23 protein-coding genes are annotated in these 26,834 nt (G+C 60.2%); 8 read left to right on the top strand and 15 right to left on the bottom strand.

Annotation, left to right across the window (positions count from 1 at the left end; all coding sequences use genetic code 11):
• Positions 1-168: 168 nt before the first annotated feature.
• Entirely contained in the window at positions 169-1,068 is a 900-nt protein-coding gene (locus ABRP88_RS06660) for an ABC transporter ATP-binding protein (protein ID WP_284853510.1), read from the top strand.
• Between the two features lie 3 nt (positions 1,069-1,071).
• Positions 1,072-2,241: an ABC transporter permease gene (locus ABRP88_RS06655; RefSeq protein ID WP_349836693.1), complete on the top strand. Its 1,170-nt coding sequence runs from the start codon at positions 1,072-1,074 to the stop codon at positions 2,239-2,241.
• 57 nt (positions 2,242-2,298) lie between these two features.
• Here the strand turns inward: ABRP88_RS06655 and ABRP88_RS06650 are convergent, their stop codons facing one another.
• The 7 genes from ABRP88_RS06650 to ABRP88_RS06620 form a co-directional block, all read right to left on the bottom strand.
• The gene (locus ABRP88_RS06650) at positions 2,299-2,502 is read right to left on the bottom strand and encodes a hypothetical protein (protein ID WP_023026320.1); all 204 of its coding nucleotides are present in this window, start codon (positions 2,500-2,502) and stop codon (positions 2,299-2,301) included.
• A gap of 72 nt (positions 2,503-2,574) precedes the next feature.
• On the bottom strand, positions 2,575-2,895 hold the full coding sequence (locus tag ABRP88_RS06645; RefSeq protein ID WP_349836692.1) for a molecular chaperone GrpE: 321 nt from the start codon (positions 2,893-2,895) through the stop codon (positions 2,575-2,577).
• Positions 2,882-3,388: a MarR family winged helix-turn-helix transcriptional regulator gene (locus tag ABRP88_RS06640; protein ID WP_023026318.1), complete on the bottom strand. Its 507-nt coding sequence runs from the start codon at positions 3,386-3,388 to the stop codon at positions 2,882-2,884. The genes ABRP88_RS06645 and ABRP88_RS06640 overlap by 14 nt, the downstream gene beginning before the upstream one ends.
• A 5-nt stretch (positions 3,389-3,393) precedes the next feature.
• A complete protein-coding gene (locus ABRP88_RS06635) occupies positions 3,394-5,982 on the bottom strand; it encodes an AAA family ATPase (RefSeq protein WP_349836691.1) in 2,589 nt (862 codons plus the stop codon).
• A gap of 5 nt (positions 5,983-5,987) precedes the next feature.
• Positions 5,988-7,103, bottom strand: a complete 1,116-nt coding sequence (locus ABRP88_RS06630) for a metallophosphoesterase family protein (protein WP_349836690.1) — start codon at positions 7,101-7,103, stop codon at positions 5,988-5,990.
• 2 nt (positions 7,104-7,105) lie between these two features.
• Positions 7,106-7,927 carry an SWIM zinc finger family protein gene (locus ABRP88_RS06625; RefSeq protein WP_349836689.1) on the bottom strand — a complete coding sequence of 274 codons (822 nt, stop codon included), beginning with the start codon at positions 7,925-7,927 and terminating at the stop codon, positions 7,106-7,108.
• A 4-nt stretch (positions 7,928-7,931) separates the two neighbouring features.
• Positions 7,932-10,949: a DEAD/DEAH box helicase gene (locus ABRP88_RS06620; protein WP_502879872.1), complete on the bottom strand. Its 3,018-nt coding sequence runs from the start codon at positions 10,947-10,949 to the stop codon at positions 7,932-7,934.
• 180 nt (positions 10,950-11,129) lie between these two features.
• On the opposite strand from ABRP88_RS06620, the gene putP reads away from it, so the two are divergent.
• From putP to ABRP88_RS06605, 3 genes are read left to right on the top strand one after another with little or no spacing between them, the layout of a single operon-like run.
• Complete coding sequence (putP, locus tag ABRP88_RS06615; RefSeq protein ID WP_349836687.1) at positions 11,130-12,701, top strand: sodium/proline symporter PutP; 1,572 nt, start codon at positions 11,130-11,132, stop codon at positions 12,699-12,701.
• 34 nt (positions 12,702-12,735) lie between these two features.
• Complete coding sequence (locus ABRP88_RS06610) at positions 12,736-13,302, top strand: HNH endonuclease family protein (protein ID WP_349836686.1); 567 nt, start codon at positions 12,736-12,738, stop codon at positions 13,300-13,302.
• A gap of 56 nt (positions 13,303-13,358) precedes the next feature.
• The gene (locus tag ABRP88_RS06605; protein WP_349836685.1) at positions 13,359-13,802 is read left to right on the top strand and encodes a DUF2269 domain-containing protein; all 444 of its coding nucleotides are present in this window, start codon (positions 13,359-13,361) and stop codon (positions 13,800-13,802) included.
• Positions 13,803-13,810: 8 nt separating this feature from the next.
• Here the strand turns inward: ABRP88_RS06605 and ABRP88_RS06600 are convergent, their stop codons facing one another.
• From ABRP88_RS06600 to hutU, 4 genes are all read right to left on the bottom strand, one after another.
• Positions 13,811-15,049 carry an HNH endonuclease signature motif containing protein gene (locus tag ABRP88_RS06600; RefSeq protein WP_349836684.1) on the bottom strand — a complete coding sequence of 413 codons (1,239 nt, stop codon included), beginning with the start codon at positions 15,047-15,049 and terminating at the stop codon, positions 13,811-13,813.
• A gap of 146 nt (positions 15,050-15,195) precedes the next feature.
• Positions 15,196-17,067 carry a DEAD/DEAH box helicase gene (locus ABRP88_RS06595; protein ID WP_349836683.1) on the bottom strand — a complete coding sequence of 624 codons (1,872 nt, stop codon included), beginning with the start codon at positions 17,065-17,067 and terminating at the stop codon, positions 15,196-15,198.
• 46 nt (positions 17,068-17,113) lie between these two features.
• The gene (gene hutI / locus ABRP88_RS06590; RefSeq protein ID WP_239267832.1) at positions 17,114-18,283 is read right to left on the bottom strand and encodes an imidazolonepropionase; all 1,170 of its coding nucleotides are present in this window, start codon (positions 18,281-18,283) and stop codon (positions 17,114-17,116) included.
• Complete coding sequence (gene hutU, locus ABRP88_RS06585) at positions 18,284-19,960, bottom strand: urocanate hydratase (protein WP_349836682.1); 1,677 nt, start codon at positions 19,958-19,960, stop codon at positions 18,284-18,286.
• A gap of 181 nt (positions 19,961-20,141) precedes the next feature.
• Here hutU and ABRP88_RS06580 point away from each other — a divergent pair, with 181 nt between their 5' ends.
• Positions 20,142-20,948 carry an SGNH/GDSL hydrolase family protein gene (locus ABRP88_RS06580; protein ID WP_349836681.1) on the top strand — a complete coding sequence of 269 codons (807 nt, stop codon included), beginning with the start codon at positions 20,142-20,144 and terminating at the stop codon, positions 20,946-20,948.
• On the opposite strand, the gene ABRP88_RS06575 is transcribed toward ABRP88_RS06580, so the two are convergent.
• The 3 genes from ABRP88_RS06575 to ABRP88_RS06565 form a co-directional block, all read right to left on the bottom strand.
• On the bottom strand, positions 20,931-21,593 hold the full coding sequence (locus tag ABRP88_RS06575) for a flavin reductase family protein (RefSeq protein ID WP_349836680.1): 663 nt from the start codon (positions 21,591-21,593) through the stop codon (positions 20,931-20,933). The two genes, ABRP88_RS06580 and ABRP88_RS06575, sit on opposite strands and share 18 nt — an antisense overlap.
• A gap of 1 nt (position 21,594) precedes the next feature.
• Entirely contained in the window at positions 21,595-23,148 is a 1,554-nt protein-coding gene (gene hutH, locus ABRP88_RS06570) for a histidine ammonia-lyase (RefSeq protein WP_349836679.1), read from the bottom strand.
• Between the two features lie 74 nt (positions 23,149-23,222).
• Positions 23,223-23,966 (bottom strand): IclR family transcriptional regulator, encoded by a 744-nt coding sequence (locus ABRP88_RS06565; RefSeq protein WP_349836678.1) that lies wholly within the window; start codon positions 23,964-23,966, stop codon positions 23,223-23,225.
• A gap of 62 nt (positions 23,967-24,028) precedes the next feature.
• On the opposite strand from ABRP88_RS06565, the gene hutG reads away from it, so the two are divergent.
• Positions 24,029-24,967 (top strand): formimidoylglutamase, encoded by a 939-nt coding sequence (gene hutG, locus ABRP88_RS06560; protein WP_349836677.1) that lies wholly within the window; start codon positions 24,029-24,031, stop codon positions 24,965-24,967.
• Positions 24,968-24,970: 3 nt separating this feature from the next.
• On the opposite strand, the gene ABRP88_RS06555 is transcribed toward hutG, so the two are convergent.
• The gene (locus tag ABRP88_RS06555) at positions 24,971-26,317 is read right to left on the bottom strand and encodes a YjiH family protein (protein ID WP_349836676.1); all 1,347 of its coding nucleotides are present in this window, start codon (positions 26,315-26,317) and stop codon (positions 24,971-24,973) included.
• 127 nt (positions 26,318-26,444) lie between these two features.
• On the opposite strand from ABRP88_RS06555, the gene ABRP88_RS06550 reads away from it, so the two are divergent.
• Positions 26,445-26,831, top strand: coding sequence for a (deoxy)nucleoside triphosphate pyrophosphohydrolase (locus ABRP88_RS06550; RefSeq protein ID WP_284769884.1), 387 nt, complete (start codon positions 26,445-26,447; stop codon positions 26,829-26,831).
• Positions 26,832-26,834: the final 3 nt, after the last annotated feature.

Here is a 26,834-nt window from a genome sequence, read left to right as displayed (position 1 = left end):
GCGAAGGATCCCAACGACTCGACACCACAAACACCACCAATCAAGGTCAGGTGTTTCCACGATCCTTAGAATCCGCCTTTCCATAGAAAAACTGTTAGGTTTATGAAATACTAAGGCATCTAGAACCACGAAAGTTATGCAGTATAGGCGAGCCATGGAGGATCCCCCTTGCCCACCTTAGAGATCGACCATCTCAATAAATCCTTTGGCAGTGTCCGAGCGCTGCGGGATATGACCTTTAGCGTGCAGGAGGGCGAAATCTTCGGCTTCGTCGGTTCCAATGGTGCGGGCAAGTCCACCACCATGCGCATCGCGCTGGGAGTGCTCGCGAAAGACTCCGGCGAAGTTTATTTCGATGGCTCCCCCATTAATGACGATAACCGCCGCCGCATTGGCTATATGCCCGAAGAGCGCGGACTCTACGGCAAGGAACCGCTGCTTAGCCAGCTGACGTTCCTGGGCACCCTGCACGGCATGAGCAAGCAGGCCGCCCAGAAATCCGGCACGGAGCTACTGGAGCAGCTAGGGCTAGGTGAACGCCAGAAAGACAAGCTGGATGACTTGTCCTTGGGCAACCAGCAGCGCGTGCAGCTGGCCGCCTCCCTCATCCATGACCCCGATATGTTGATCCTGGATGAGCCCTTTTCCGGCTTGGACCCCGTTGCGGTCAATGTCATGTCTGACATGCTGCGCGAGCGCGCCGCCCGCGGGGTGCCGGTGGTCTTTTCCTCCCACCAGCTGGACTTGGTGCAGCGCCTGTGCGATCACGTAGGCATCGTCACGCAAGGCCGCATGGTGGCAGAAGGCACGGTAGACGAGCTGCGCACCCAAGGCGCCTCGCGCTATGCGGTGGAAACCCCTGCGCGCGGGTGGTACCCGGAGGGCACTCACTTGGTTGAGGAAACTGACCAGGGCGTGGTGCTCGAGGCCGATGACGGCACCGATGACCAAGCCATCTTGCGCGCTGCCATGGCCGCTGGCCCTGTTCACTCCTTCGGCCTCAAGGTCCCAGACCTTACCGAGCTTTTCCAAGACGTCGTCACCAGCACCACCACCGAGGAGGCCTAGCCCATGCAGTATTCGGCAATGAAGACCATAGGGACCGTCGCCAAGCGCGAAATGGCGGTTGCTCTTAAGACCAAATCCGTTGTCATCATGATGCTGCTGCTTATCATTGGTGCCATCGCCACCCCCATTATCATTGACTTGCTCTCCGGTGGTGACGATGAACCAGATTCCGTCGCCGTGGTGGGCATGGAGGCAGACGCATTCGCTGATTCCGGGCTGGAGGCCCAGGCCGCCGATGACCGGGATGGCGCGGTGCAGCTTATCGATGCCGGCGATGTCGACGCCGCGCTCGTGCCCGCCGGCGACGAGGGGTGGGAGCTTTTGGCCAACGGCACTGCCTCCACCACCATCTCCACCACGGTCAATCAGGTGGTCGCAGCGCAGGCGCAGGCAGAGGCCTTAAATACGCTGAATATTGATGCCCAAGAGCTTGCCGCCGCCACCCCATCAGCCGAAGTGACCGCGGTCGATCTGGAAGCCGATGAGACTTCCGAGGCCCAGATGGGCACCGTTGCCATTGTCCTTATCGCCTCCATGGTGGTGGTCTTTTCCATCATGACCTTCGCCGGGCTCATCGGCGGCCGCGTTACAGAAGAGAAATCCTCGCGCGTGGTCGAAATCATCCTGTCCACGGTGCGCCCGGTGGATTTCTTGGCCGGCAAGGTCATTGGCAATACCATCATCGGGCTACTCGGCACCTTCCTCATCCTGGCCGGCGGCGTAGCCTCCCTGGCATTTACTGGCGCAGCGAGCGAAATCCAGCTCGATTATGGTCTAATCGCTGCCCTCCTCGTCGGGGAAATCCTCGGCCTCTTGTTCTTCGGCAGTCTCTACGCCGCAGCTGGCTCCATGGTGCAGCGCACCGAGGATCTGCAATCGACGCAGATGCCCATCCTGCTCCTCGTCTTTGCCACCATGTATATCACTATGTTTGGCTGGACGAACTTGGATGCCACCTGGATGCAGGTGATGGGCTGGGTGCCGCCGATCTCCATGTTGGTCGCTCCCCTCCAAGTTGCTAGCGGCAATATGAGCTGGCTGGGCTTGGCGGGAAGCTATGCGGTCCTCGCTGTTGTTACCGTGCTGATTCTCATCGTTGTCGCGCGCATCTACCGCCGTGCCATTTTGAATAATGGCAAGAAGATGACCTGGCGCCAGGCGCTCAAGAAATAAAAATAAATCCGGCCTCCCACTTTCCAAGGGGAGGCCGGATTTTTCTACTGCGCAGGATTACTCAACGATGAATTCGTTGGTGATCGGCTGGGTGATATCCAACGTGCCGTGCTCGATGTAGTACATGCCAAAGAACATGGCACCGAGCAGCACTAGGGCCAGCAGCATGCAAGGAATCCACTGGACAAAAACGGAAACCCAGCCCTCGGATTGCTGGCGGGCCGCCGCCTCGCGTTGTTCTTGAGCCTCGCGCTCGTTCATAATGATAAAACCTCTCGCTTCACCGAAGATTAACTAAAAGTATCTTAACAGTTTATGGTCTCCGCGGTGGCATTAGATCCCCGGATCTTCGTTATTTAATAATGCCTCAAGGAATGCCTCGCGGTCCGCGAACATTTTCTCGATATCCTCTTCCGCACCCACAATCCAGGCATCGGCATCCTCATCAAAGGTCACTGCAGAATCGGGATAGGTTTCCAGGGCTTCCTCCATCGCGGCAAGCTGATCGGCATCGGCACGGTCCTCGGCAAAAGCCTCTGGGTCACCAATGCGCTGGCCCAGCTCACCCAAGGCCGTTAAGCCATACGCTTTATGCTGCTTTTTAGGGTGCTCGAAAAGTTCTTGTCCCATCATGGCGGTATTATTTTCCTCCATTTAATAAAGAATCCGGGACGAATCCCGAATAGCCGGGGATATTATTGACCTGCAATACCCCGTGGAAAAAGCGCTTGAGCGCGGGAACGTCATCCTCATGGAGGTGGTCGAAGACCAAGCGGCGGACGGATTCCACGTGCTCGGGGGCCGCGCGCTCGAGGTGGTGGAGCCCAGCCTCCGTGATGTGCACGTTGACCCCGCGGCCATCATCGGTGGTCTTTTCCTTGACCAAGAGCCCGCGCTTTTCCATGCGGGTGACTTGGTGGGAGGCGCGCGAGCGATCCCAGGCCAGCTCCGTGCACAGATCGCGCAGGCGCAGGTGCTGATCTGGGGCTTCCGAGAGGGATACCAAGACCGCGAATTCGGACACGGAGATCTCCCCGCCCGCCTTAAGGGTCTCGTCCATGCCCCTATCTATCTTGCGGGTCGCAGCCAATAATAGGCGCCATAGCTCCTGTTCATCATCGTTTAACCAGCGGGTTTGTTCAGACATAAGGACTAGATTACCCCCTTCAGCATGGCGATGTCGCGCTCGCTGCGCCCGAGCACCCGCGAATAGCGTTGCGGCATGCAGGTAAAGACCAAAACCTGGTTCTCGCGGCCTACCTGTGAGAACAGGGTGGACATTAATTGCAGGCGGTGCGCGTCGGTAGAACCCAGCGCGTCATCGACGATGACCGGCACGGTTTCCTCCCCCGCCACCAAGCGCGCGATGGCAAAGCGGGTAAGGATGGCCAGCTGCTCGCGCGCGCCGCCAGACAGGCTGGTCATGGCCACCGTTTCATTATCGCGGGTGCGCGCGGTAACGGAGAGATCGTCTGCCAATTCAAAGCTGATATCCCCGCCGTAAATGGTGCGGGACAGTTGAGCGAGCACCTCCACGAAGGGCTCGGCATAGCGCTGACGCGCGGCATCGCGGTGCTTGAGCAGCAACTCGCGCAGGTAGCGCGCCGCCAGCGCGCGTTTTTCCACGCTTTCTAACACCGCCTGCGCCATTTCTGCTTCCGCTTGCGCCTGCTGCTCACGCTCTGCCGCGCCGGAGTGATAATTAATCTCGCTCGACAGCTTGCCCAGCTCCACCTTGGAATCTTGTATCTGATTTTGCAGGTACTTTAGGTGCGATTGCGCGCCCTCTACCAAGTCTTGGGTGGTAGCCAGGTCCACGGCCTCCATCTCAGAAAGCTGTTCTTGCAGCTTGCCTACCAAAACACCCAACCGCTTTGCCTCTTCTTCTAGGCCGGCATCGGAGTTTTTCTCTCGCGCTTCAGCCAACTCGCGCTCGGCACGTTCGGCCTTCTCGGTGGCGGCCTCGAGCTCGGCTTCCAGGCGCACCACGTCGTGGGCGATGCGGCTATCGCGGAAGGGAATTAGCTCGCGGTCGAGGGCATCGACAAGCTCGCGCGCCTCTTCCTCCGCCTCCTCCGCAGCGGATAAATCCATGGCCGGGGCATCATCGAGCCCGGCGACCTTCTCCTTGAGTGCCGCGTGCTGGGCGCGCAATTCGCCCAAATCATCCGGCCCCAGCTCGCCCTCGAGCTTGCGCGTTGCCGCATCCAACTCGGCATTCTGCTCGCTGTGTGCCTTGTGCAGGTCCTCGGCGGCGGCGATGGAGCCCACGCCGGTGGCATCGAAAAGCTCCTGCAGGCGTGCCTCGGCCTGTTCCACCTCGCGCTGGGTCTTATCTGAAGAGTACGCGCCAGCCACAAAGCGGGCGGTGATATCGCCGATGGTGATTTCGCGGCCATCGACAAGCTCAATTGCGGGCTGCTTGCCGATGTCCACCCGATTCCCATCAACTCCAATCTCCGCGCCCTCCGGACCGGAAAATTCCACCTTAGCGGCGGTGGCATCATGCAGGCGCTTGGCTAGCGACAGATCGGCATCAGCCTTGCGGAGTTCCTCGACATCCGCGGCGGTCATCTCGCGCCCGCGCTGGGCGATTTCCGCTTGGGCCTTCTCCACACCACGTGCCAGTTCCTCCACCTTGAGCAGGCGCTTATCCAGGCGCTGGAAGGTCTCCTTGTCCTGATACGCCCGCGCCAGCTTGAGCGTTGTGCGCGCGGTGGCGTAGTCCTCTTTGGCGGTGGCCAGCTTCTTTTCCACCGCCTCTTTCTTCTCGTTTTCCTCCGCGGCCTTCTCGCGGGCGGTCGCAAGCTTATCCGCAGCGCTCGACTTTGCGGTGCCTGAGGTGTCGAGTGCCTCGGCCAATTCCCGGCGCTTAGATTGCGCGTCCTTAGCGCGTTGGAAATCCTCCTTGGCGCGGGTGAGCTCGGCCTTGTGCGCATCCACCTGGTGCTGGGCCTGCACGGCTTCGTCCGCGGCGGCTTGTTTCTCGGCGAGGTCCTGGCGAGCCGCGGGTAGCTGCGCTTCGGCTTCTTCTTGCTGGCGTTCCAGGTGCTCGTAGCGCTCCACCACGGAATCGAGCCCGCGCACCGCAGCGGAAGCTTCCTCCAACTCCTGCTCGGCACGCTCCACAGTCTCCTGGGCCTTTTTATACTCGCCGGCTGCCTTGCCCGTCTTTTCGGTGTAGTAGCGCTTGTATTCCTTATCTACCTTGCCCAAAAGCTGGGAATCATCGCCGGATACCTCGTCCTCTGCCAGGCCGGACTCCTGCTCGAGGGCCTGCGTCAGCGACGGGATGGCCACCGCGGAGATGGCGTCATTGGAGTCATCCTGGCGCATAAAGAGAACATCGAGAAGCTGGCGATCCATGTTCTGGCTTAAGATTTGTTCCAGCTCGTCATCGGCCTGGCGCCCGGTATATTGCGCGTGGCGCGGGGACGATATGGCCAGCTCACAGTACTTCTTCTGCAGCCATCGCTTGGCAATGCGAAAGCGGTACTGCCCTACCGAAATATCCGCGATGACCTCCGGTGAGACGTCCTTGCCCACCGGCTGTAAGTCCCGGATGCCGCTGGGGCGCGCCGTGTGTTTTTCCGTCAACACCACATCGAGGGCCTCCACGATGGTGGATTTACCGGCCTCGTTCTCGCCGTGGATAACCACCACCCCGGTTTCTGGCAGATCATCTAAAACCAGGTGCTCGATGCCGCGGACGTTTTTAATCTCTAAGCTGTGGATGCGCATGTGGTTTATCCCTCCAGGCGAAATAGCATATTGGCGGCGTCGCGGGCCACCGGATCCTCTCGGTTATCCAGCAGCTCCTGCAGGGCGTCGGCGGCATAGCCGGAAATGTCCAGGTTGGCTAGTTCGTCTTCGCTAGGCTCCAAGAACAGGTCCATGGTTCGCTCGCGCGGGCGCAGCGAGGCAAAGACCGCCTCCAACTCATCCAGCCCGCGCTGGAGCCGGGCATGCGCCGCAATACCGAGGGTCCCCTGCAGGCTGTATTTAATCGCCGTGCGCACCTTATCCGGGTACTCCTCGAGGCTGCGCAAGAAGCGCTCGACATCCTCGATGGAATTGACGGAGGCATCGAGGGCCTCAAACGTCCAGCGCCCGATGCTGCGCTTATCGATGTCTATATCTTCCCCCTCAATCCTTACCACCAACGCATTCCCGGAATCGGCCTCGCCGCCACCGGTGGAGCATTCCTTAAAGTCCGTGGTCTCCGGGCTGCCAGAGAACCAGACGCGGCCGGTCTTTCCCAGGCTGGCCGTCGAGTGGGTATCGCCCAGCGCCAAGTAATTGATCACCCCACGCTCCAAGCACTGCTCTACGAATTCCAAGTCGATGGTATCGGCATCTCCCCCGCTAGTACGCGAATCCACCTGTCCATGGCCCACAGCAATCCGGATTCCCTCCGTGGGTTCGAGCGGCTCCAAGGCCTGGCGCACCAAGTCGTGGTTGGCGCGTTTGGACAAGTACGGCGCCCCCACCAATTCCACGCCCTTGCCCACCGCGATGGGTTCTGAATCCGCGATGACGTGCACGTTGTCGGCGCTGGTGCGATAAAATACCGAGTCCGCGACCAGCGGATCGTGGTTTCCGGGCAGCACATACACCGGTACCGGCAGGCGCTTAAACATCTCAGTGGCGCGCGCCAAGATCTCCCGGGAGAGCGCATTGTGTTCAAATACATCGCCCGCCACGACGATGAACTGCGCGCCGACCTCCTCCGCGAGCTGGCCTAGGTGCATGATGGCGGACTCGCGGTCATCGTTGAAACGACCTTGCGCCTCCCCCTTCAAGAACCAGCGGGTCATTCCCAGCTGGAAGTCGGACGTGTGGATAAAGGTCGTTGCAATCATAATCAGTGCGTTAAGTGGTAGTAGAGGTCTTCAATATCGGACACGGCCCGCAAGAGGTCAATATTGGTATGCGATACGGCCCGCAGGGCCTTGCGCAAGAGGTCCGGATCGGAATCTTCCAGCGCTGGGGCAACCTTGGGGTGCGGCAGTTTAGGCATCTCGCGGCCATTCCAGAACACGTCGTTCTTTTCTTCCGCGGATAAATCGCTAGCTCCAAAGCTTTCGCGGGAGACCTGCTGCGATTGCTCCATGACGGCCTTTTCCAAGCGCGCAAAGTCCAGCCCGCGCATATTGAAAATCACGGCGGGATCCGCATCCGCGCGGGTGGCGAGCCTATCTCCCACCGCCACGATGTGCTTGCAGGTATAGGCTGAATCCGGGCACGTACAGGATAGGCGCAGTTCTTCGGCCTCGCTGGCAAAAAGGGTATCCAACGCATCTTCAGATAGCAGGCCCTTCCGCGCATTCGCTACGGAATTCGGCGTGCGCGCGAATTGGCTGGCAAGTGCCGCAATATCGTCATTATCGCGGTACGGCAGCTGAATGAGTATGGAAAAAGGCTCGTTCTGGGAACCAGCCACGCGCCCGTGGATGGCGCCGTTGCGGATCTCCAGACCCACGACGTGCCCGCCCTCGGCGTACTGGCGCCCGCGGGTAATCCGCCCCCGGTCCGCATCATGGCTGGTAAAGGAGGAAATCCGGGCAGCGGTCTTGGACAGTAGCCGCCCGCTGCGGTCAACATGGTTAACCTCGTCCGGGGTGCTCACGCGCTTGCGGGTACCAAAGTTTGCGTAGATGACATTGTCATCGCCCTTGACGGCCATCCGCTTACTCCTTTCCCCGGTAACTCATAAGCTCTGCCAGCTGGTCCGGCTCCAACTCCGTGAGCCAACCCTCGCCTTCGCCGACGACGGAACCAGCCAGCTGCGTCTTTCCATCCAAAATGTCTTGAATGGATTCTTCCAACGTGCCAGCGGTAATCATCTTATACACCTGCACGTTACGGCGCTGACCAATGCGAAAGGCACGGTCCGTGGCCTGGTTTTCCACCGCGGGGTTCCACCAGCGGTCCATGTGCACCACGATCGATGCCGCAGTTAAGTTGAGGCCCGTGCCGCCCGCCTTGAGCGAAAGGATCATCGCCTGTGGACCATCCTCGGCTTGGAAATCGTCCACCATCTGGTCGCGCTTATTCTTCGTCACCCCGCCGTGCAGGAAAGGAATCTCGTGGCCCAGCTGCCCGCTCAGGTAGGGCTGCAAAATAGCCCCGAAGGCTTTGTACTGGGTAAAGATCAGCAGTCGCTCGCCGGATTCGGTTGCGGCATCGACAATCCGCATCAGCTCTTTCACCTTGCCTGAGCGATGCTTGCCCTTGATAACCACCGGTGAATCATCCCCCAGGTAGTGTGCTGGGTGATTACAAATCTGCTTAATGCGGGTCAGTGAAGCCAAGACGATGCCGCGCTTGCTGATGCCCGTAGCATCCTCCAAGCTCTTCTTCACCTCATTGACCAGCGCCTTGTACAAAGCGGCCTGCTCGGTGGTCATGGAGACCGTAAGAATCTGCTCAGACTTTTCCGGCAGATCATCGATGATATTGGGATCGGTCTTGACGCGGCGCAGGATAAGAGGCGCGGTCAGCGCGCGCAAGCGCTCGGACATCTCCTCATCATTATTGCGCTCGATGGCCTTGGCAAAGTGATTGCGGAAGAAGGACGCCGTGCCCAAGATTCCAGGGTTGCAAAAGTCCAAGATGGAGCGCATCTCTGACAACCGGTTTTCCACCGGCGTACCAGTCAGAGCCACGCGGTGCTCAGAGGGCAGCGATCGCACCGCCTTGGAGGAACGCGTGGCCGAATTCTTAATGGCCTGCGCCTCATCGAGGACCACGCGTTGCCAAGACACCTCGCCCAAGAGGTTAAAGTCTCGGCTCACGGTGCCATAGGTAGTAATGACGAGATCTGCTTTTCCTGCGGCCTCGAGGAACTTCTCCCCGCTCGGACGCCCCGCGCCGTGTTGCACCATGACCTCGAAATCCGGCACGAAGCGACGCGCCTCGCGAGCCCAGTTACCCACCACGGAAGTCGGTGCGACTACTAAGGTGGGTCCGGTTTGTTCACCGCGCTCCTTCTCTACCGCCAATAGGGACAGTAGTTGGAGTGTTTTGCCGAGCCCCATGTCATCGGCAAGCACGGCACCAATATTGTTACGAGACATCCAATACAGCCAGTCCACGCCAGTACGCTGATACTCGCGCAGCTCAGCATGCACGGTCTCCGGAATGTCCACGCGCTTAGGCGCAACCGTATCCATGCCGCCGAGCAACGCGGTATGCCATGTGCTGCCGGTAAATTCGATGGGCTCTTGGGCCATCGACTCAAGCGCCAGCTCCCGCAGCTCCGCCACCGTGACCTGGTGCTCACTCTTCTCATTGAACTCCGCGCGGCGACGCTCAACTTCTGCCATGAGCTGCTGCCAGCCCGGCTCATTGAGTTTTTTAGCCATCTCCGCCGAGGCCGCCAGCTGCTCGAGCTCCTTCTTGGCGCGCTCGCGGGACTTATCCGCCAGCTCCTCCATATAAGAGGAGACCTTGGACACAACCTGGGTATCGGCCATCACCCACTTGCCGCGCAGTTGGATGAGCCCGGACTTGGAATTGACCAGCTCATCCATCTCGGACTCGGTAAGCTCCACATCACCCACGGACATGCGCCAGTTATAGTCCACGAGCTGATTCATGCCGATGTGCTTCTTCGTGGCGGCCTCGGCCGGGTCCCGGGCCTCACGGGTTTCCAGCTTGGCCTTGGTATCCATCTGCGCCCACGATTTGGGCAGCATGACGGTAATGCCCCGCTTTTTCAGCTCGGGCACCTCGTGCGCAATAAACTGCGTAAGCTGCTCCGTGTCCAGGTAGACATCCCAATCGCCGTCGCCAGGCTGGGGCAATTGCGTACTCTGGCCCAGGCTCGGTGCCGCATGCACGGCCTTGCGGTGGTTTTCGCGCAGCTTCTCGATGCTCGCCCTATCCAACTCGTCCGCCGATACCGGCCGCGGCGAATCCGTTCCAGAGCGTACCCGCACCCGAATCGGCCACGCTGCATATTCTGGATCCTGTTCCTCCGGTTCCTCCACGATGTAGACGAGTTGGAGTTCCACCTGGTAAATGGAGTTTTTCCATTCATTGAGCCCACGCAGCAGTTGCGCGCGGCCGCGGCGGATAGGGGCCGTCGTCAGCAATGCGCGGGCGAAGTCGTGCCAAGGCATGGGCCGGGGCTCATTAAGCAGCGGCTGCAATTCCCGGTTGGCAATCCAATGCGTCAGTTCATCCGCGAGGTCATCTGAAAGGGCTCTATTATTTATATGGAGAATCCCGGGGGCCGCGGCCATCATTTCTGCTAGCCAACCGCGCTCACCCAAACCTGAGGCCAGCTGCCACATGGGAAACCACTCGTTGGCCTGGTACGCCAACCGGAACGTCACCCTGCCCGCGCGGACAAACTTGCTCAGGCCACTATATGCGTGAATGAGCCAGTGCAGATCCGGGGCAATCGGTGCCGGTGGATGATGGTCTAGGTATTCCAGCTGGGCTAGGGCTTCTACTGCTTCTTCTGGGGCAAACATGGCCATGGGCACCATGAGCGAGACGTCTTTGCCCTTTGGAGTCCGTAGTGATACGCGCGCCCGGTTCCGGAAGGATTTCTTAGCCAGGATGGCATCAATTGCCTGCGGAAACGTCCCTTCTGGCACGGCCGAAGGCATAACAATCTTGTGTCCTTCTACCTGCTCAATCCATAGACCAAGCCCCGAAACCGGCAGCCAAAGGCCATGCACAAGGTAAGAAGCCATAACGGCCAGCATAGCAGCCCTGTATAGTTTTGTTACAAGCTCGTTATATTCACGTCTTTACGCAGTTAGACGGTGAAAAACATCACCGGAGATCTATGCCACAGCTGAATTTTAGCTTGGGTGAACCTTAAGTCACCGTTAACGTAAGAATGTCCGATAAATCACTACAAGGAGTGAAACGTGCAAGAATCAACTTGGTACGTCATTGCGATGATTGTGTACTTCCTCGTAATGGCAGCCATTGGCTACTGGAGCTACAAACAAACCGACGAATACGACGATTATGTTTTGGGCGGCCGTGGCCTGCACCCATTCGTAGCTGCTCTCTCCGCCGGCGCATCCGATATGTCCGGCTGGCTACTCATGGGCCTGCCTGGCGCGCTCTTCCTTTCCGGTTTTTCCGAGCTGTGGATGCCTATCGGCCTCCTTATCGGTGCATGGGCAAACTGGAAGTGGATTGCGCCGCGTCTGCGCGCTTACTCGGAGGTTGCGGGCGATTCCATTACGGTCCCCTCCTTCTTCGAGAACCGCCTGCGCGATAAGTCGCGCATGCTGCGTATTATCTCCGCAGTTATCATTATCTTCTTCTTTACCTTCTACGTCTCTTCCGGCATGGTCTCCGGTGGTCGTTACTTCGAGTCCACCTTCGGTGGCGACTACATCACCGGTATGTTGGTCATCGCCGCAGTGACCATTTTCTACACCTTCATCGGTGGCTTCTTGGCAGTGTCCTACACCGACGCTATGCAGGGCATGCTGATGTTCGTCGCCCTGCTGATCGTGCCAATCATGGCGCTTTTCGCTCTTGACGATGCCGGTGCGATCTTCTCCTTCGCTACCGAGAACAGCTACGCCACCGATGGCGTACTCGAGCCAAACGATAACTACTTCTCTCTCTTCGCGGGTGTTTCCGCTGGTGTTATCGTTGGTAACGCCGCCTGGGGCCTTGGCTACTTTGGTCAGCCGCACATCATCGTGCGCTTCATGGCGCTGCGTAAGCCTTCCGACGCTAAGCAGGGCCGTTTCTACGGCATCACCTGGATGGGCCTTTCCGTTATCGGCGCTATCTTCGTTGCGCTTACCGGTACCGTGTACTTCACCCAGTTCGGTGAAACCATTACTGACCAAGAGAACTTCGAGACCATCTTCTTGGATATGGCTCAGGCCATGATGCACCCATTGCCTGCAGGTTTCATCTTGACCGCAGTCTTGGCAGCGATCATGTCCACCATGTCCTCCCAGATGCTCGTGGTTTCCTCTTCCCTGATTGAGGACCTCTACCTCATCATCGCAAAGCGCAAGCCTGACGAGCGCATCCTGATTAACCTGTCCCGTACCGCCGTCGTGGCCATCGCGGTCATCGCCGCAATCTTGGCCATCAACCCGTCCGACTCCATCCTTGGCCTGGTCGGCTTCGCATGGGCTGGTTTCGGTTCCGCATTCGGTCCGCTCGTCATCCTGGCTCTGTACTGGAAGCGCCTCAACGCAACCGGTGCAATCGCCGGTATGGTTACCGGTGCAGTCGTCGCCATCGGCTGGGGCATGTCCCCGCTTGGCGATTCCCTCTACGAGATGGTTCCAGGCTTCTTCTCCGCACTCATCGTCACCATTCTGGTCACCTTGGCTACCAAGCAGCCAGACCAGGAGGTCCTGGACGAGTTCGAGGAAGCCGAGAAGCTTGCCAAGCTCGTTGAGAAGGACGACTCCCTGGACTTCGAGGAAGCAGCAGAAAAGGTTTCCGATAACAAGTAGGAACCTTCCCGCGCCTCGCGGAGTCCAATAGGACATGAAGTCCTATTATCTGGCCGCGCTATCATGCATAACCGCTCTCGTTATCGCATGGTATGCGTGGCCTTTTCCGCGTTTTGATGTCTCCACAGTGCCGGCTCGCGCGGAATTGCCGGGCTACGACCGCGACGAGTTCGGCGGCTGGCAGCCCAACGGCGCATGCACCACGCGTGAGGCCATCATGGAGAACCAAGCCAGCGAGGACTTCGCTGACTGCCGGCCACAATCCGGCACGATTTATGACCCCTACGCGGGTGAGATGATTTCAGCGACCTCCCCCATCGAGGTCGACCACATCTTCCCTCTTTCTGCTGCCTTTGACATGGGTGCCGTGGACTGGGATCAAGACACCAAGAGGCGTTTTGCCAACGATCCCCTCAATCTGGTGGCGACCAGCCGGGAGCTCAATCAGGAAAAGTCCGATTCCCTCCCCTCTGAGTGGCTCCCGCCCGCCAACCGCTGCGATTACTCGCGGCGCCTCGCAGAAATCGCCCGGAAGTACGAGTTACCGTTGCCCCGCGCAGACGTGCGCGCAATGAGAAAGCAATGTCGGTTCGATTTCTAGCAAGGAAATTGATTAGGGTGAACAAGGCAACTTTTCTTAATTGAAGGGCATCCTCCATGACTACTTTTTTCACTTTCCTGCACGTGGCGGCGGCCATTGTTCTGCTTGGCCCCGTGTGCATTTCCACGTCCATCTACCAGACGCAGCTGCAGGGCGCAGCACAGGGCGATAAGACGGCCCTCGGTGCCGCCCGCAACCTGCACAACATCACCAATACTTACGGCTACATTTCCGCGCTCGTGCCGGTCCTTGGCCTTGCTGTCTTCCTGTCTGATATCGAAACCTTCAAGAGCCAGGTCAACTTCCACATCGCCATCCTCGTGGCCATCATCGCGTGGTGCTTGCTCTTCTTCCTCATCCTTCCTAAGCAGCGCACGGCGCAGGCAGCCCTAGAGTCCGGCGATACAGCCAACCTGGGCTCCATTAAGAAGTCCTTGTCCGCTTTCGGCGGCGTCTTCAACCTCCTGTGGATCATCTGCCTTATCTTGATGTACATCTAGGAAGCCATTTACTCTTCGGGGACAGTGTCATCACTGTCCCCTTTTTCATGGGTGGATTCTTCCCAAAGTTCTTCTTTTAACTGTTGTGCATCTGCATGCGCATTCTCCCTCCGCTTCTGCGTCGCCTGTGCAACCGTCTGCGCCCACCTGCGGTTCTTGGGGGCCAGCGGCCCACTCGCGGAGTCATAGACCCACGTAGAGTCATCAAAGAGCCAGACGATGTCCCCGCTTATCGGGTCCTTGATATAAAAGGCCCTCCCATCGGTCTTTATATTGTGATGGTGTTGGCATAAGCACGTAAGGTTTGCCGCCGAGGTCGGACCGCCATCCGCAAAGTCGTGCCGATGGTCCATCTGGGAAGCCACAGCCGGCCGCGTGCAGCCTGGCCACCGGCAGGTGCCATCCAAGCCCTCCACAAACGCCCGGATATCCGGCGGTGTCACGTAGTTAGGGCTTTCCGCCTGACCGGACTTCTCCATGTCCCTTCTCGTGGTTGCCCGCGCCTGTAAATCATCTGCGGTCTCCGGTGACACCCACCCCAGGTTCTGCACAAACGCGGGTGCATCCGGCAGATCACAGCGATACATATTCAACACAACCTTGGCCTTAGCCTGTGCCTTTCCACTAAGCAGTTCCACTGCGGCTTCTGCCATCGTGAGGTCCTTGTCCGCAGCGATATCCCGGATATTGCGATCAATAATCTCCGCGGTTTCTAGCCCAACGTCCAGACATACCGCAGCCCACTCCCCACCTGTAGGTTCAACGCTATAGGTTTGCTTGCGGCGCGGATCCCGCGCGGCAATAGAGGGATCGAGGCGCACAATGAGCTCGCGCAGCTTGCGGCGGAGATTACGGTGCGAGGGCAGCTTTTGATTGGGACGGGTTGGGGTCAAGTAGTTGGTCAGGGCGTCATCGATAGTGAATTTCTTCTCCGCATCAATGGCGCCGAGTTTGGCTAGGGTTTGGTCAATCGTAATGAGTCGGTCTAAATCTAAATGAAAATGCTGTTCTTGCCGGGCCCGCAGTCGCGGCAACTCCTTTAGCCGCTCGAAGGCGAAGATAATATTTCTAATGCGGGACTGACGCGCCCCAGTTAAGTCAGACAGGGATTGGCTAATAATTTCGATATCGTCATCCGGGCCAGGATGAAGCCTTTCCCAAAACTGGTATTCGGCCTTCCTAATCTCCGTAGCTGCACGGGAGGTAGAATTTTCTGGATTGGTATTGGCATAATATGGCGCATTCATGGACTTTCTTTCAAGAGATTTACTAGAACATTCATTCGTCACATACCATACAAAACCGCCCTGACACACTACCCCCATTTATAGTAAAAGCGCAGGTCAGAGGGCATGAAAAAAGGGCCTCTAAAAAGAGGCCCTTTGGGGTTTAATTAGTCGCGGAAACGACCACCGTGTTTGCGACCACCGCCGCCACCATCACGGCGAAGCGGGCGGCCGGTATCCTTCTGAATCTTGATGAGCTGCCCAGAAATCCGGGTATCCTTCAGGCGGTCCAGCACAGCCGGGTCCATGTTCTTCGGCAGATCCACGAGCGTGTGCCCCACCGCAATGGTGATGCGCCCGAAGTCCTTGGCAGACAGGCCACCTTCGTTGGCGATAGCACCGACGATGGCACCAGGGCGGACATTCTGGCGCTTGCCGACGTCCAACCGGTACGTCTCAAAGTCACCATCCGGCCGCTTGGAGCCGCCGCGGTTCTTGCCGCCACCTTTGAAGTCACGGTCGCGCTTGCGGTCATCGCGATCGCGGCGGTCCTTCTTTGGCTTGGGCAAAGGCTTGTCTTCCAATAGGAAGTTCTTGCCACCCTGGTGCATGACGGCCAACGCAGCTGCGATGTCATCCATGGCAACGTTGTTGTCTTCCGAGTATTTGCGCACCAAGTTGCGGAAGAAATCGGCCTGCTTGTTGTCCATGGACTGGGTAATGGCCTGCGCAAACTTTTCCTTGCGCTTCTCATTGACCTCATCGACGGACGGCAGGTCCATCTCTTCGAGGCGAGCATTGGTCACGCGTTCGATGGAGCGCAGCATGCGGCGCTCGCGCGGGGTGACGAACAGGATTGCCTCGCCGGAGCGGCCGGCACGGCCAGTACGGCCGATGCGGTGCACGTAGGACTCGGTATCGTTCGGGATATCGAAGTTCACCACGTGGGTGATGCGCTCGACGTCAAGGCCACGCGCGGCGACGTCGGTAGCGACGAGGATGTCCAGGCGGCCATCCTTGAGCTGATCGACGGTGCGCTCGCGCTGCGCCTGGGCGATGTCGCCGTTAATGGCAGCAGCGCTGTAGCCGCGATCGCGCAGGGCCTCGGCCACCTCTTCAGTCTCATGCTTGGTGCGGCAGAAGACGATGATGGCGTCATAGGTGATGACCTCGAGGATGCGGGTGAAAGCATCCATCTTTGCGCGGTGCGGAATCAGCAGGAAGCGCTGCTTAATGTTGTCGTTGGTGCGGCGCTCGGACTTAACGGTTACTTCCGCCGGGTTGTGCAGGTACTGCTTGGACAGGCGGCGGATGGCATTAGGCATGGTGGCGGAGAAAAGCGCCACCTGCTTGCGGTCCGGGGTGCTTTCCAGGATGCGCTCAACGTCTTCCTGGAAGCCCATGTTCAGCATCTCATCGGCCTCATCGAGGACGAGGAACTGCAGCTGGGACAGGTCAAGCGAACCCTTTTCCAGGTGGTCGATGACGCGACCCGGGGTACCCACGATGACCTGGGCGCCGCGACGCAGGCCAGACAGCTGGATGCCGTAGGCCTGGCCACCGTAGATGGGAAGAACCTCGATTCCCTTCAGGGTTTCCGCGAAGGATTGGAAGGCGTCTGCAACCTGCAGGGCGAGCTCGCGGGTTGGTGCGAGGACGAGTGCCTGCGGGTGGCGCGCCTGCGGGTCAAGCTGGGACAAGACCGGCAGCGCGAAGGCTGCGGTTTTGCCGGTACCGGTCTGTGCAAGGCCCACGACGTCGCGGCCTTCCATCAGGATCGGGATGGTTTCTGCTTGGATGGGGGACGGCGTGGTGAAGCCTACTTTCGCAACGGCTTGCAGAATTTTATCTGGCAAGCCGAGGTGCTCGAACCCCTGGGAGTTGTCGTTGGCCGAATCTTTGGACTCAGCGCCGGTGCCCTCAGAAGTATTCGCAGCCCTGGTGTCCTGGTTGACACCTTGCGAGTTGTCCTGAGATTCCGACTTATTAAAATCTTCCGGCTCGTTTAAGCCGCCGGTGGCGTTATCGGTAATGCTCATTGCTCGTCCAACCCTACGCGATACCGGCGGCAAACTCCATTCCTCGCTATACCCCCGCCACGAACGTGCGGTAGCTCAGCGGCATGCCCGGCCGGTAGGCCAAGTGCACCGCGCTGGGAGCATCGAGCACGTGCAGGTCAGCGGCAGCTCCTTCCACCAGGGTGCCCTTCGCGGGGCGGCCCTGCGGGTCGAGTCCGTTGCCCACATTATGGCGGCGCAGCGCCGTGGCACCGCCGGTGGTGGCGGCGTGGATGGCCTCGTCGACGGATAGGTGCTGCTGCAGGACGGCCGTGGTCACGCAGTAGTTCATCGACGAGGTATAGGACGTTCCTGGGTTGAGGTTGGAGGCGATGGCGAGGGTGGCGCCGGCATCGAGAAGCGCACGGCCAGGCGCCAGGGGCTCGCGCGTGGAAAGATCGCAGGCTGGGAGCATGGTGGCCACGGTCTCAGATGCTGCGAGCTTTTCGATGTCACTATCGCTCAGGTAGTTCACGTGGTCCACCGAGGCGGCGCCGAGATCGACCGCGAGGCTAACCCCCGGGCCCTCGCCAAGCTGGTTGCCGTGCACGCGCAGGCCAAGGCCCAACTTTTTACCGGCTTCTAAAACCCGGCGCGACTGCTCTTCATTGAACGCGCCGCGCTCGCAGAAGACGTCGATCCACTGGACGTATTCGGCAACGCCGTCCAGCATCGGGCCGACGACCTCATCGAGGTAATCTTCCGCATCCGCTCCCGGCGGCACGAGGTGGGCGCCGAGGAAGGTGACGTCATCGACGTGCTGGGATGCCACGCGGGCGGCTTCCACTTCAGATTCCGTGTTGAGGCCATAGCCGGTCTTGGTCTCGAAGGTGGTGGTGCCACCGCGACGGCCGGCGGCCACGCGCTCGGCGACGAGCTTATCCAAGCGGTCCGCCCCCGCCTCCCGGGTGGCGTCCATGGTCACCGCGATGCCGCCTGCCTCGTAAGAACCGCCGGACATGCGGGCCTCGAACTCGGCGGAGCGGTCACCGTCGAAGACCATGTGGGTGTGCGAATCCACCCAACCAGGAAGGACGGCGCGCCCGCCCAAGTCCACCTGGTCATCGGCGGCAGGTGCCTGAGAGGCGGGGCCAATCCAGGCGATGGTGCCGTGGTCGGCGATAAGGGCGGCATCGTTAAGCGTGCCGTGCTCGCTGACCGTGCGGAGTTCAGAAATTCCGGTAAAAAGTGTGCTCATTTAATCCCTTGCCTTAAATTCCATGGGTACGCGTACGCCGCGTTCTTTGGCTACTTCCTCTGCGCGAGAGTACCCGGCATCGACGTGGCGGATAACGCCCATGCCTGGGTCATTGGTCAGCACGGCGCGCAGCTTGGCGGCGGCGAGATCGGTGCCATCGGCAACCGTGACCTGGCCGGCGTGGATGGAGCGGCCCATGCCCACTCCGCCGCCGTGGTGGAGGGAAACCCAAGTCGCGCCGGAAGATACGGCGGTCATGGCATTAAGCAGCGGCCAGTCAGCGACGGCGTCGGTGCCATCGAGCATGGCTTCGGTCTCGCGGTACGGGGATGCAACCGAGCCGGAGTCGAGGTGGTCGCGGCCGATGACGATGGGGGCCTTAATCTTGCCCTCGCGCACCAGGTCATTGAAGAGCAAGCCGGCCTTGTGGCGCTCGTTGTAGCCGAGCCAGCAAATGCGGGCGGGCAGGCCCTCGAACTCGACGTACTCCTCGGCGGCGTCCAGCCAGTTGTGCAGGTGCTCGTTCTCCGGGAACAGCTCCTTCAGGGCTTGGTCGGTGACCTTAATGTCTTCTGGATCGCCGGACAGCGCTGCCCAGCGGAACGGGCCCATTCCCTCGCAGAACAGCGGGCGGATATAGGCGGGAACAAAACCTGGGAACTCGAATGCGCGCTGGTAGCCGGCGTGGCGGGCCTCATCGCGGATGGAGTTGCCGTAGTCAAAGACCTCAGCGCCCTCGTCCTGGAATTCCACCATCGCCTGGACCTGTGCGGCCATGGATTCGCGGGCCTTTTTGGTAAAGGTCGTGGGATCGGCCTTGGCCTCGGACTGCCAGTCATCCACGGTGATTTCGGTGGGCAGGTAGGACAGTGGGTCGTGCGCGGAGGTCTGGTCGGTGACGATGTCTACCTTGAACTCCCCGGCGCGCTGGCGGCGCAGCACCTCTGGGAAGACCTCGGCGGCGTTGCCCACGAGGCCGACGGAGAGGGCCTTCTTGTTTTCCTTGGCATCGAGGACCAAGCGCAGGGCCTCGTCCAAGTCGGTGACCACTTCATCGAGGTAGCGCTTGTGCTGTCGGCGGCGCAGGCGGTGCTCATCCACGTCCACGATGAGCACTGCTCCCCCGTTGAGCGTCACGGCGAGCGGTTGGGCACCGCCCATGCCGCCACATCCACCGGTCAGGGTCAGGGTGCCTGCCAGGCTGTCCTCGAAGCGCTTCTTGGCCACGGCCGCGAAGGTCTCGTAGGTGCCCTGCAGGATGCCCTGGGTGGCGATGTAGATCCAGGAACCGGCCGTCATCTGGCCGTACATCATCAGGCCCTCGTCCTCGAGCTTGCGGAAGTGTTCCCAGTTAGCCCAGTCGCCCACGAGGTTGGAGTTGGCGATGAGCACGCGCGGTGCCCATTCATTGGTCTTCCAGATGCCCACCGGCTTGCCGGATTGGACGAGGAGGGTTTCATCGCTTTCCAGGTCCTTCAGCGATTTCACAATGGCATCGAATGCCTCCCAGCTGCGGGCTGCGCGGCCGGTGCCGCCGTAGACCACGAGGTCCTCGGGGCGCTCTGCCACCTCTGGGTCGAGGTTATTCATCAGCATGCGCAATGGCGCTTCAGTTTGCCAGGATTTTGCGTTGAGTTCGGTGCCGCGGGGTGCGCGGACTTCGCGTGGTTCAGACATGGCTTCCTTTCGCTCGTGCTTATCGACGCCGTGCCCTACCCCAAGGCCGGTTTCCCGGGGCTGTCTCCCGGGGGCTTGGCGAGCGTCACAGATATCAATTTAGTGTGATGCACAACGTATTTAGAGCTTGCACGATCACCAACTGTCTGGCATTTCAGACTCTGCGGCTACCATGGCAGTCATGCGCCACGTATTGCCCGCCCTCGCCGCCGCCTGCCTGCTGGCAGGATGCTCCAACCAGCCGCAAGAAGCTCCAGATGCTACAGAAGACCCAGAAAACTATGTGGCCCTCGGGGATTCCTACGCGGCGATGGGCTCGACGACGCTCCCGCTGGATCCGCCCGATTCCTGCGCCAGAGCACAAGATTCCTATCCAGAACTCGCCGCGCAGGAAATCACCACGAGTTCCTTCCGCAACGTCGCCTGCCAGGGCGCGAGCACGTTGGATGTTTTATCCTCCGCAGGCGAGCACCCCGCCCAGGTGGACGCACTGGCCGCGGATACGTCCCTTGTCTCCTTGAGCATCGGCGGCAACGACGTCAGCTTTGTGCGCCTGACCCAGTGCGCCACGGACGATATGTGCCAGGACGAATCCGGCCCGCAGGTTGAGCTGGAGCTACACGATCTCCCCCAACGCCTGGACAAGGTCTACGGGGAAATCGCCCACCGCTCGCCTGAGGCGAAGGTCATTGCCACCGGCTATATCCCCCTCATCAACCCGGGCGAGACCTGCCCCTTCATTAAAAAAATTCCGGCCACAGACCGGGAGTGGTTGGCAGATACCATCCAGCGCATCAATCAAACAGTGCGCGAGGCCGCCGAACGCAATGGCGCCACCTACGTGCTGCCTGACGATGCCCCGCAGCATTCCGCCTGCTCGTATGAGCCGTGGGTGGACTTTACGGGGCAGGATACCGATTCCTTCCCCATGCACCCCACCCACGCGGGCCAGGTGGCGATGGCCGAGGCGTTAGGCAGAGCCCTCTAGCCCGGCGCGGGCGGCGTCGTCCGATCCGGGAACGCGCATCTCAAACTTTTCGGTAACCACCGTGTAGTCGAAATAGCCCATGCGTGCAATGGGTTTAATCCGGACGATATCGAGCTTGCCATCCTCATCAACAACGGATTCATCGATGTGGATGGTCTTAACATCTGCAACCACGAGGTCTATTGTGCCGACCTTGGAATTTCCCGGCAGGCGCAGCGTGGTCTTATATTCGCACTCAAACTTCACTGGGGATTCTTTCACCATGGGTATGCGGTAGTTCTCCGCGTATTCCTTGGTGACATTCAAGCGCTCCCATTCGCTATCGCCGTGCTCGAGCACCTGCGCGGACTTATTAACCTCTTCACGCAGGTCATAGGTTGCCATATTCCACACAAACCAGCCGGTTTCCTCCGCATTGAGCACAGTGTCCTTTCGCCGACCATCCGGGTATTGGTTGGCAGAAAACATCACCATGGGTGGGTCAAAAGTGAGGTTTTGCCACTGGCTATACGGGGCGATATTTTCTCGGCCCTCGCTATCAACACTGGACAACCACCCAATGGGGCGCGGCACCGTACTGGACTTAAACGGCGAATACGGCAACGGGTTCGGCTCGGACTGCGGGTTCCACTTTAAGGAAGACATATTAACCACGCAGCTTTCCAGTAGCGGCCTCGACGGCATCGATCAGCGCGCCAGACTTGACTAGGCGCACGGTCTCCTCGATTTCTGGCGAGAGGTAGCGGTCGGTGCCGGGGCCAGGAACGGTCTCGCGCAGGGCGGAGATGACCGCGCCGGTGCCGCCAGCGGGCGTGCCCTCGCGCATGTCGATGGCGCGCGCCGCGGTGAGGATCTCCACTGCCAGCACGCGCTGCAGGCCATCGACGGCCTTGCGCAGCTTGCGGGCGGCGGACCAACCCATGGACACGTGGTCTTCCTGCATGGCAGAAGAAGGAATGGAATCGGCCGAGGCCGGGGTGGCCAGGCGCTTTAATTCGCTGACGATGCCAGCCTGTGCGTATTGGGCGATCATGTGGCCGGAGTCGACACCGGGGTCATCGGCAAGAAAGGCGTTCAAGCCACGGTTGCGCGCCGGATCCAGGAAGCGGTCGGTGCGGCGCTCAGAGATGGACGCCAAGTCCGCGGTGACGATGGAGAGGAAATCAAGCGCATAGGCCACCGGGGCGCCATGGAAGTTGCCGTTGGAGACCACGCGGCCGTCCTTGGCCACGACCGGATTATCAACGGCGGCGGCGAGCTCGCGCTCTGCTACCTGCGCGGTGTGCGCCAAGGTATCGCGGAAACCGCCGGCCACCTGCGGCGCGCAACGCACCGAGTAGGCATCCTGGACCTGGTTCTTCTTGAACTCCTCCAGCGCTGCGGCGAGGATTTCGGAGCCGTCTGCCACCTGGCGGATATTGGCGGCAGAATCGGCTTGGCCTGGGTGCGGGCGCAGCTGCTGCAGGTCATCGGCAAAGACAACGAGGGTGCCAAGCAGGCCTTCTACCGTCATGGCGGTGGCGATATCGGCGGTCTTGGCGGCCGCGCGCAGGTCAGTAATGGCCAGGCAGAGCTGGCCCAGCATGCCATCGGTGCCATTGATAAGGGCAAGGCCCTCCTTCTCCCGCAGCTCCAGCGGCTCGATGCCTGCGGCGGCAAGGGCCTCGCCGGCGTCCTTGAGCTCGCCGCCCACGCGCACCTCGCCCTCACCCAAGAGCGCTAGGGCGCAGTGGGCCAGCGGGGCCAAGTCGCCGGAGCAGCCCAGGGAACCGTATTCGCGCACCACCGGCACGATGCCAGCATTGAGCGCCTTCGCGTAGGTCTCTACCACCACGGGGCGCACGCCGGTACGTCCGGTGCACAGGGTGGATAGGCGCAGCAGCATAAGCGCGCGAATGACTTCTTCTTCCACCTCAGGGCCGGTGCCGGCCGCGTGGGAGCGCACCAGGGATAGCTGCAGCTGCGCGCGCATTTTTTCTGGAATGTGGCGGCGGGCAAGCGCGCCGAAACCGGTGGAGATGCCATAGACCGGCGTGGGGTCTTGGGCCAGTTCTTCGACCCGGTCACGCGTGGAGGCGACCTCGTCCAGGGCCTCGGCGGAGATTTCTACCGTGGCGCCGTAGCGGGCAACGGCCACGACTTCCTCAATGGTCAGCGCTCCGACGCTTACGGTAACGGTGGATGGGTATGCATTAGGCATGATGACTCCTATTGTCTTTAGGGCAGTAAAATATAGCTCACGTCACAGCCTAACGCGCTAGCCCGCATGCTACCTCACTTTCCGCGCTGACGATACATTTTCCCCGCGACTTTCTCCGCGGCCTGGCCCAGCGCCGCGATGAGCGCCTCCACCCTATCGCCCGGCGTAGACACGGGATAGGTCACCGCAATGGCCGCCGCAGGCCGCTCCAGGTGGTCCAGGATGGGCACCGCCACCGAGGCCTGTCCCCGCGAGATTTCTTCCACCTCTTGGTCCCATCCGCGCGCAAGGGCCCGGTCAAGCTGCTTTTTCAGGAGACCAAAATTTTCCCCGCCCGCGGTATCGAAGGCGGCCTTGACCTCCCATTCCGGCAGGTGTGCCAGCATCACCCTGCCCGAGGCAGTCTTATGCGCCTGCAGGCGCACCCCGACCTCCGTCACCAACGAGGTCGCGCCCGGCGCGCGGACCTCCTGCAGGTATAAAATCTCCGAGCCCGCCATGCGCGAAAGATGACCGGATCCGCCCACCAGCCGTGCGCATTCTTCTAGGTCGCGCGTTGCCATGCGCACCAGCGGCTGCTGGGTTACATACGCAGAGGCCATCGAGTACGCGGCCAGCCCCAGGCCGTAGGTCTTGTGCTCGGGCAGGTGGGCAACGAACCCGGCATCGACCATTTCCGCGAGCAGGTGGTACGTGGTCGAGCGCGGCAGGCCGAGCTCGCCTTGGATGCGGGCGGCGGAAATCGGGACATCGATAGTAGATAGCAGCTTGAGGATGTCTAGGGCATGGCGCGCGGCGGGGACTCGGTTAGCACTCACAGCGCCCAATTATATTCCGCCATTGACAGACAAATTCACCGCACGCTTCTAGTATCGGCACTATGAATACCGAATCAGCCCCACTTTTTACTCCCGCCCCCGAATGGTCTGGCCGCTCCGATGGCCCCGGCGCCGAGCACGCGCGCTGGCATAGCGTCATCAACCAGACCGAATCCGCGCCTGTAACCCTCCTGGGCTTTGCCTCCGATGAGGGCGTGCTGCGCAACGGCGGCCGCCAAGGTGCCGCCGCCGGCCCCGCCGCCCTGCGCACGGCCCTTGGCTCCCTGGCGGTCCACCACGGCCACGCGCTTGCCGATGCCGGAACCATCACCACCCAGGCCGATGATCTCGACGGCGCCCACGAGGCACTGTCTGACAAGGTCGAAGAGCTTGTCCACCGCGATACCCTGCCCATCATCTTGGGTGGCGGGCACGAAACCGCCTTCGGCTCCCACCGCGGCCTGTTCCGCGCGCGCGGTGCTACCCAGATCATCAACCTGGACGCCCACTTCGATCTCCGCCACGCGGACCAAGCTACCTCGGGCACGCCTTTTACCCAGATTTCCCAACTTAGCGATGACTTTGACTACAGCGTCTTCGGCATCTCTCGCCCCAATAACACCGCGGCACTTTTCAACGATGCCGAAAAGCTCGGCGTCAATTACACCCTGGATGAGGAATTAGTGAACCTCACCCCGGCCGAGTGCGGCGCGCTCGCCACCCAGGCCACCGCCGCCGCGGAAAAGGTGCACCTATCCATCGACCTCGATGTCCTTCCCGCCTCCACCGCGCCGGGTGTATCCGCCCCGGCCAGCCTCGGCGTTGCCTACGAACGCATCCGCGCCTTGGCGGTGGCTATCGCCGCGACGGGCAAGCTCGCGCTTGTCGATGTCGTCGAGCTCAACCCCACCTTCGACATAGACAACCGCACCGCCAAGGCAGCGGCGCGGCTTATCGATGACATCGTCACCGCTCATCTCACTGCGTTAAGCGGACAATAAGATTCAGAACAGGAGGTGCGCGATCGGGGTCGCAATCACGATGGTCAGCGCGACGCGCTCAAACCAAATAATGACCAGGTGGGATAGCTTCACCGGAATCTTGGTGGCCAGAATGCACGGCACCAGGGCGGAGAAGAAGATGATGGCAGAGACCGCCACGACCCCGATGACGAATTTCAGCACCATGGAATCGCTGCCTGCTACAGCGGTGGCGGGTAGGAACATCTCCGCGATGCCCATCGCCGCGGCCTTGCCGCCGAGTTCCGGCTCCGGCAGCTGCACAATCCAAGCAAAGGGGTAAAACAGGTACCCAATCCATTCAAAGATCGGGGTAAACCGCGCAAGCAGCAAGCCAATAAGGCCCACCGACATAATGGACGGGACGATGGCCGCGGCCATGCGCACGCCGTCGCGCAGGTTATCCCAAATGGCCTGTGGCAGCGACGGCGCGCGCTGCAAAGCCAGCATCGCCTCGCGCCACGCATTCTTAAACCGCGATCCTTCTACCGGCTTTTCCGGGTCTGGCTCTACACCCGCGCAATATTCATCCGGGATCGTCCGCAGCGGCGGGATGCGCACGGTAATGGCCGTAACCAGGAACGTCACCACCAGCGTGACGACGAAGTACGTCCCCCAGATATTCATCAGATCCAGCTGCTTGGCCACGATGACCATAAACGCCGCCGATACCGTGGAGAACCCCGTGGCAATTACGGCAGCCTCCCTGCCGGTATAACCGCCCTTTTGATAGACACGGTCCGTGACCAAAATGCCCAGCGAATACGAACCGACAAAGGATGCCACCGCATCAATGGCGGAGCGCCCCGGCGTCTTCCATAGCGGGCGCATGATGGGCTGCATCAGCACCCCAACAAATTCCAAGAGCCCAAACCCAATAAGAAATGCCAGGAAGGTACCGCCGATGGGCACGATAAGCCCCACCGGCGTGGCAAGAGAGTTCCACAAGAAGGGAACCAAATCCTCATCACCTAAAACCCACGGCAGCGCGTCAATAACCATGAGGAAGGAAATGATGGCACCGGCGATATTGAGTACCGCAAAGACCGCCTGCAGCGCGCTTTGCCTAAACGCCCCAGTACTAAAGCTACGCACCGTTCCATACACGGCGAGCGCAAAAATAAGCCACGGCACCACCGCCGGAATGCTATCGCGCACGATGGTGACCATGTGGTCCAAAGGAATGGAGTTCTTTTCCTTATACGTCACAGGAAAGAAGAACACGAACGCGCCAATGGCGCTATAAACAAAGAGTTTCCACCGTCCCCCAGGCCGCGGGACTTCCCCGTCATGGCTCTGGGTGGAGGAATTAACTGAATCAGTAGAAGTCACGATAGACCGCCCCTCAAGCTTGCATGATGATCAAGCCCGCGCGACAGCCTGACGCGAACATTGCGATTATGTTAGCTAAATAACACGTTATTGTCTAGCGTTTCCTAGCTCAAGGCACAATGGAACTATGTCTAACCCCATCCGAGTCGTCGGTGCCGTCTTTCATGATGGCAACCGATTCCTCGCCTGCCGCAAGAAGCCCGGAAAACCCCTGGAAGGACATTGGGAATTTCCAGGCGGAAAAATCGAACCGGGCGAATCACCCGAACAGGCTTTAGCCCGCGAAATTCGTGAGGAACTCAACCTCATCGCGCGCGTAGGCGGCAAACTCACGACGACCATCTACGAATACGACTTTGCCACCATCGAACTCACCACCTTTTATTGCACGCTTATCAGCGGCGAACTTCGCCTCAGCGATCATGACGCAACCAGATGGGTTACCCCCGCAGAAGCAATGGAACTGACCTGGGCGCCAGCAGATATTCCAGCCGTGGAAAAGCTTTGCCCTTAGAAT

It is taken from the genome of Corynebacterium sp. KPL2734, from assembly GCF_040225595.1.
GTDB lineage: Bacteria > Actinomycetota > Actinomycetes > Mycobacteriales > Mycobacteriaceae > Corynebacterium > Corynebacterium rhinophilum.
The sequence above is the reverse complement of the archived record's forward strand: the minus strand, read 5'-3'. Positions and strand labels throughout refer to the sequence as shown.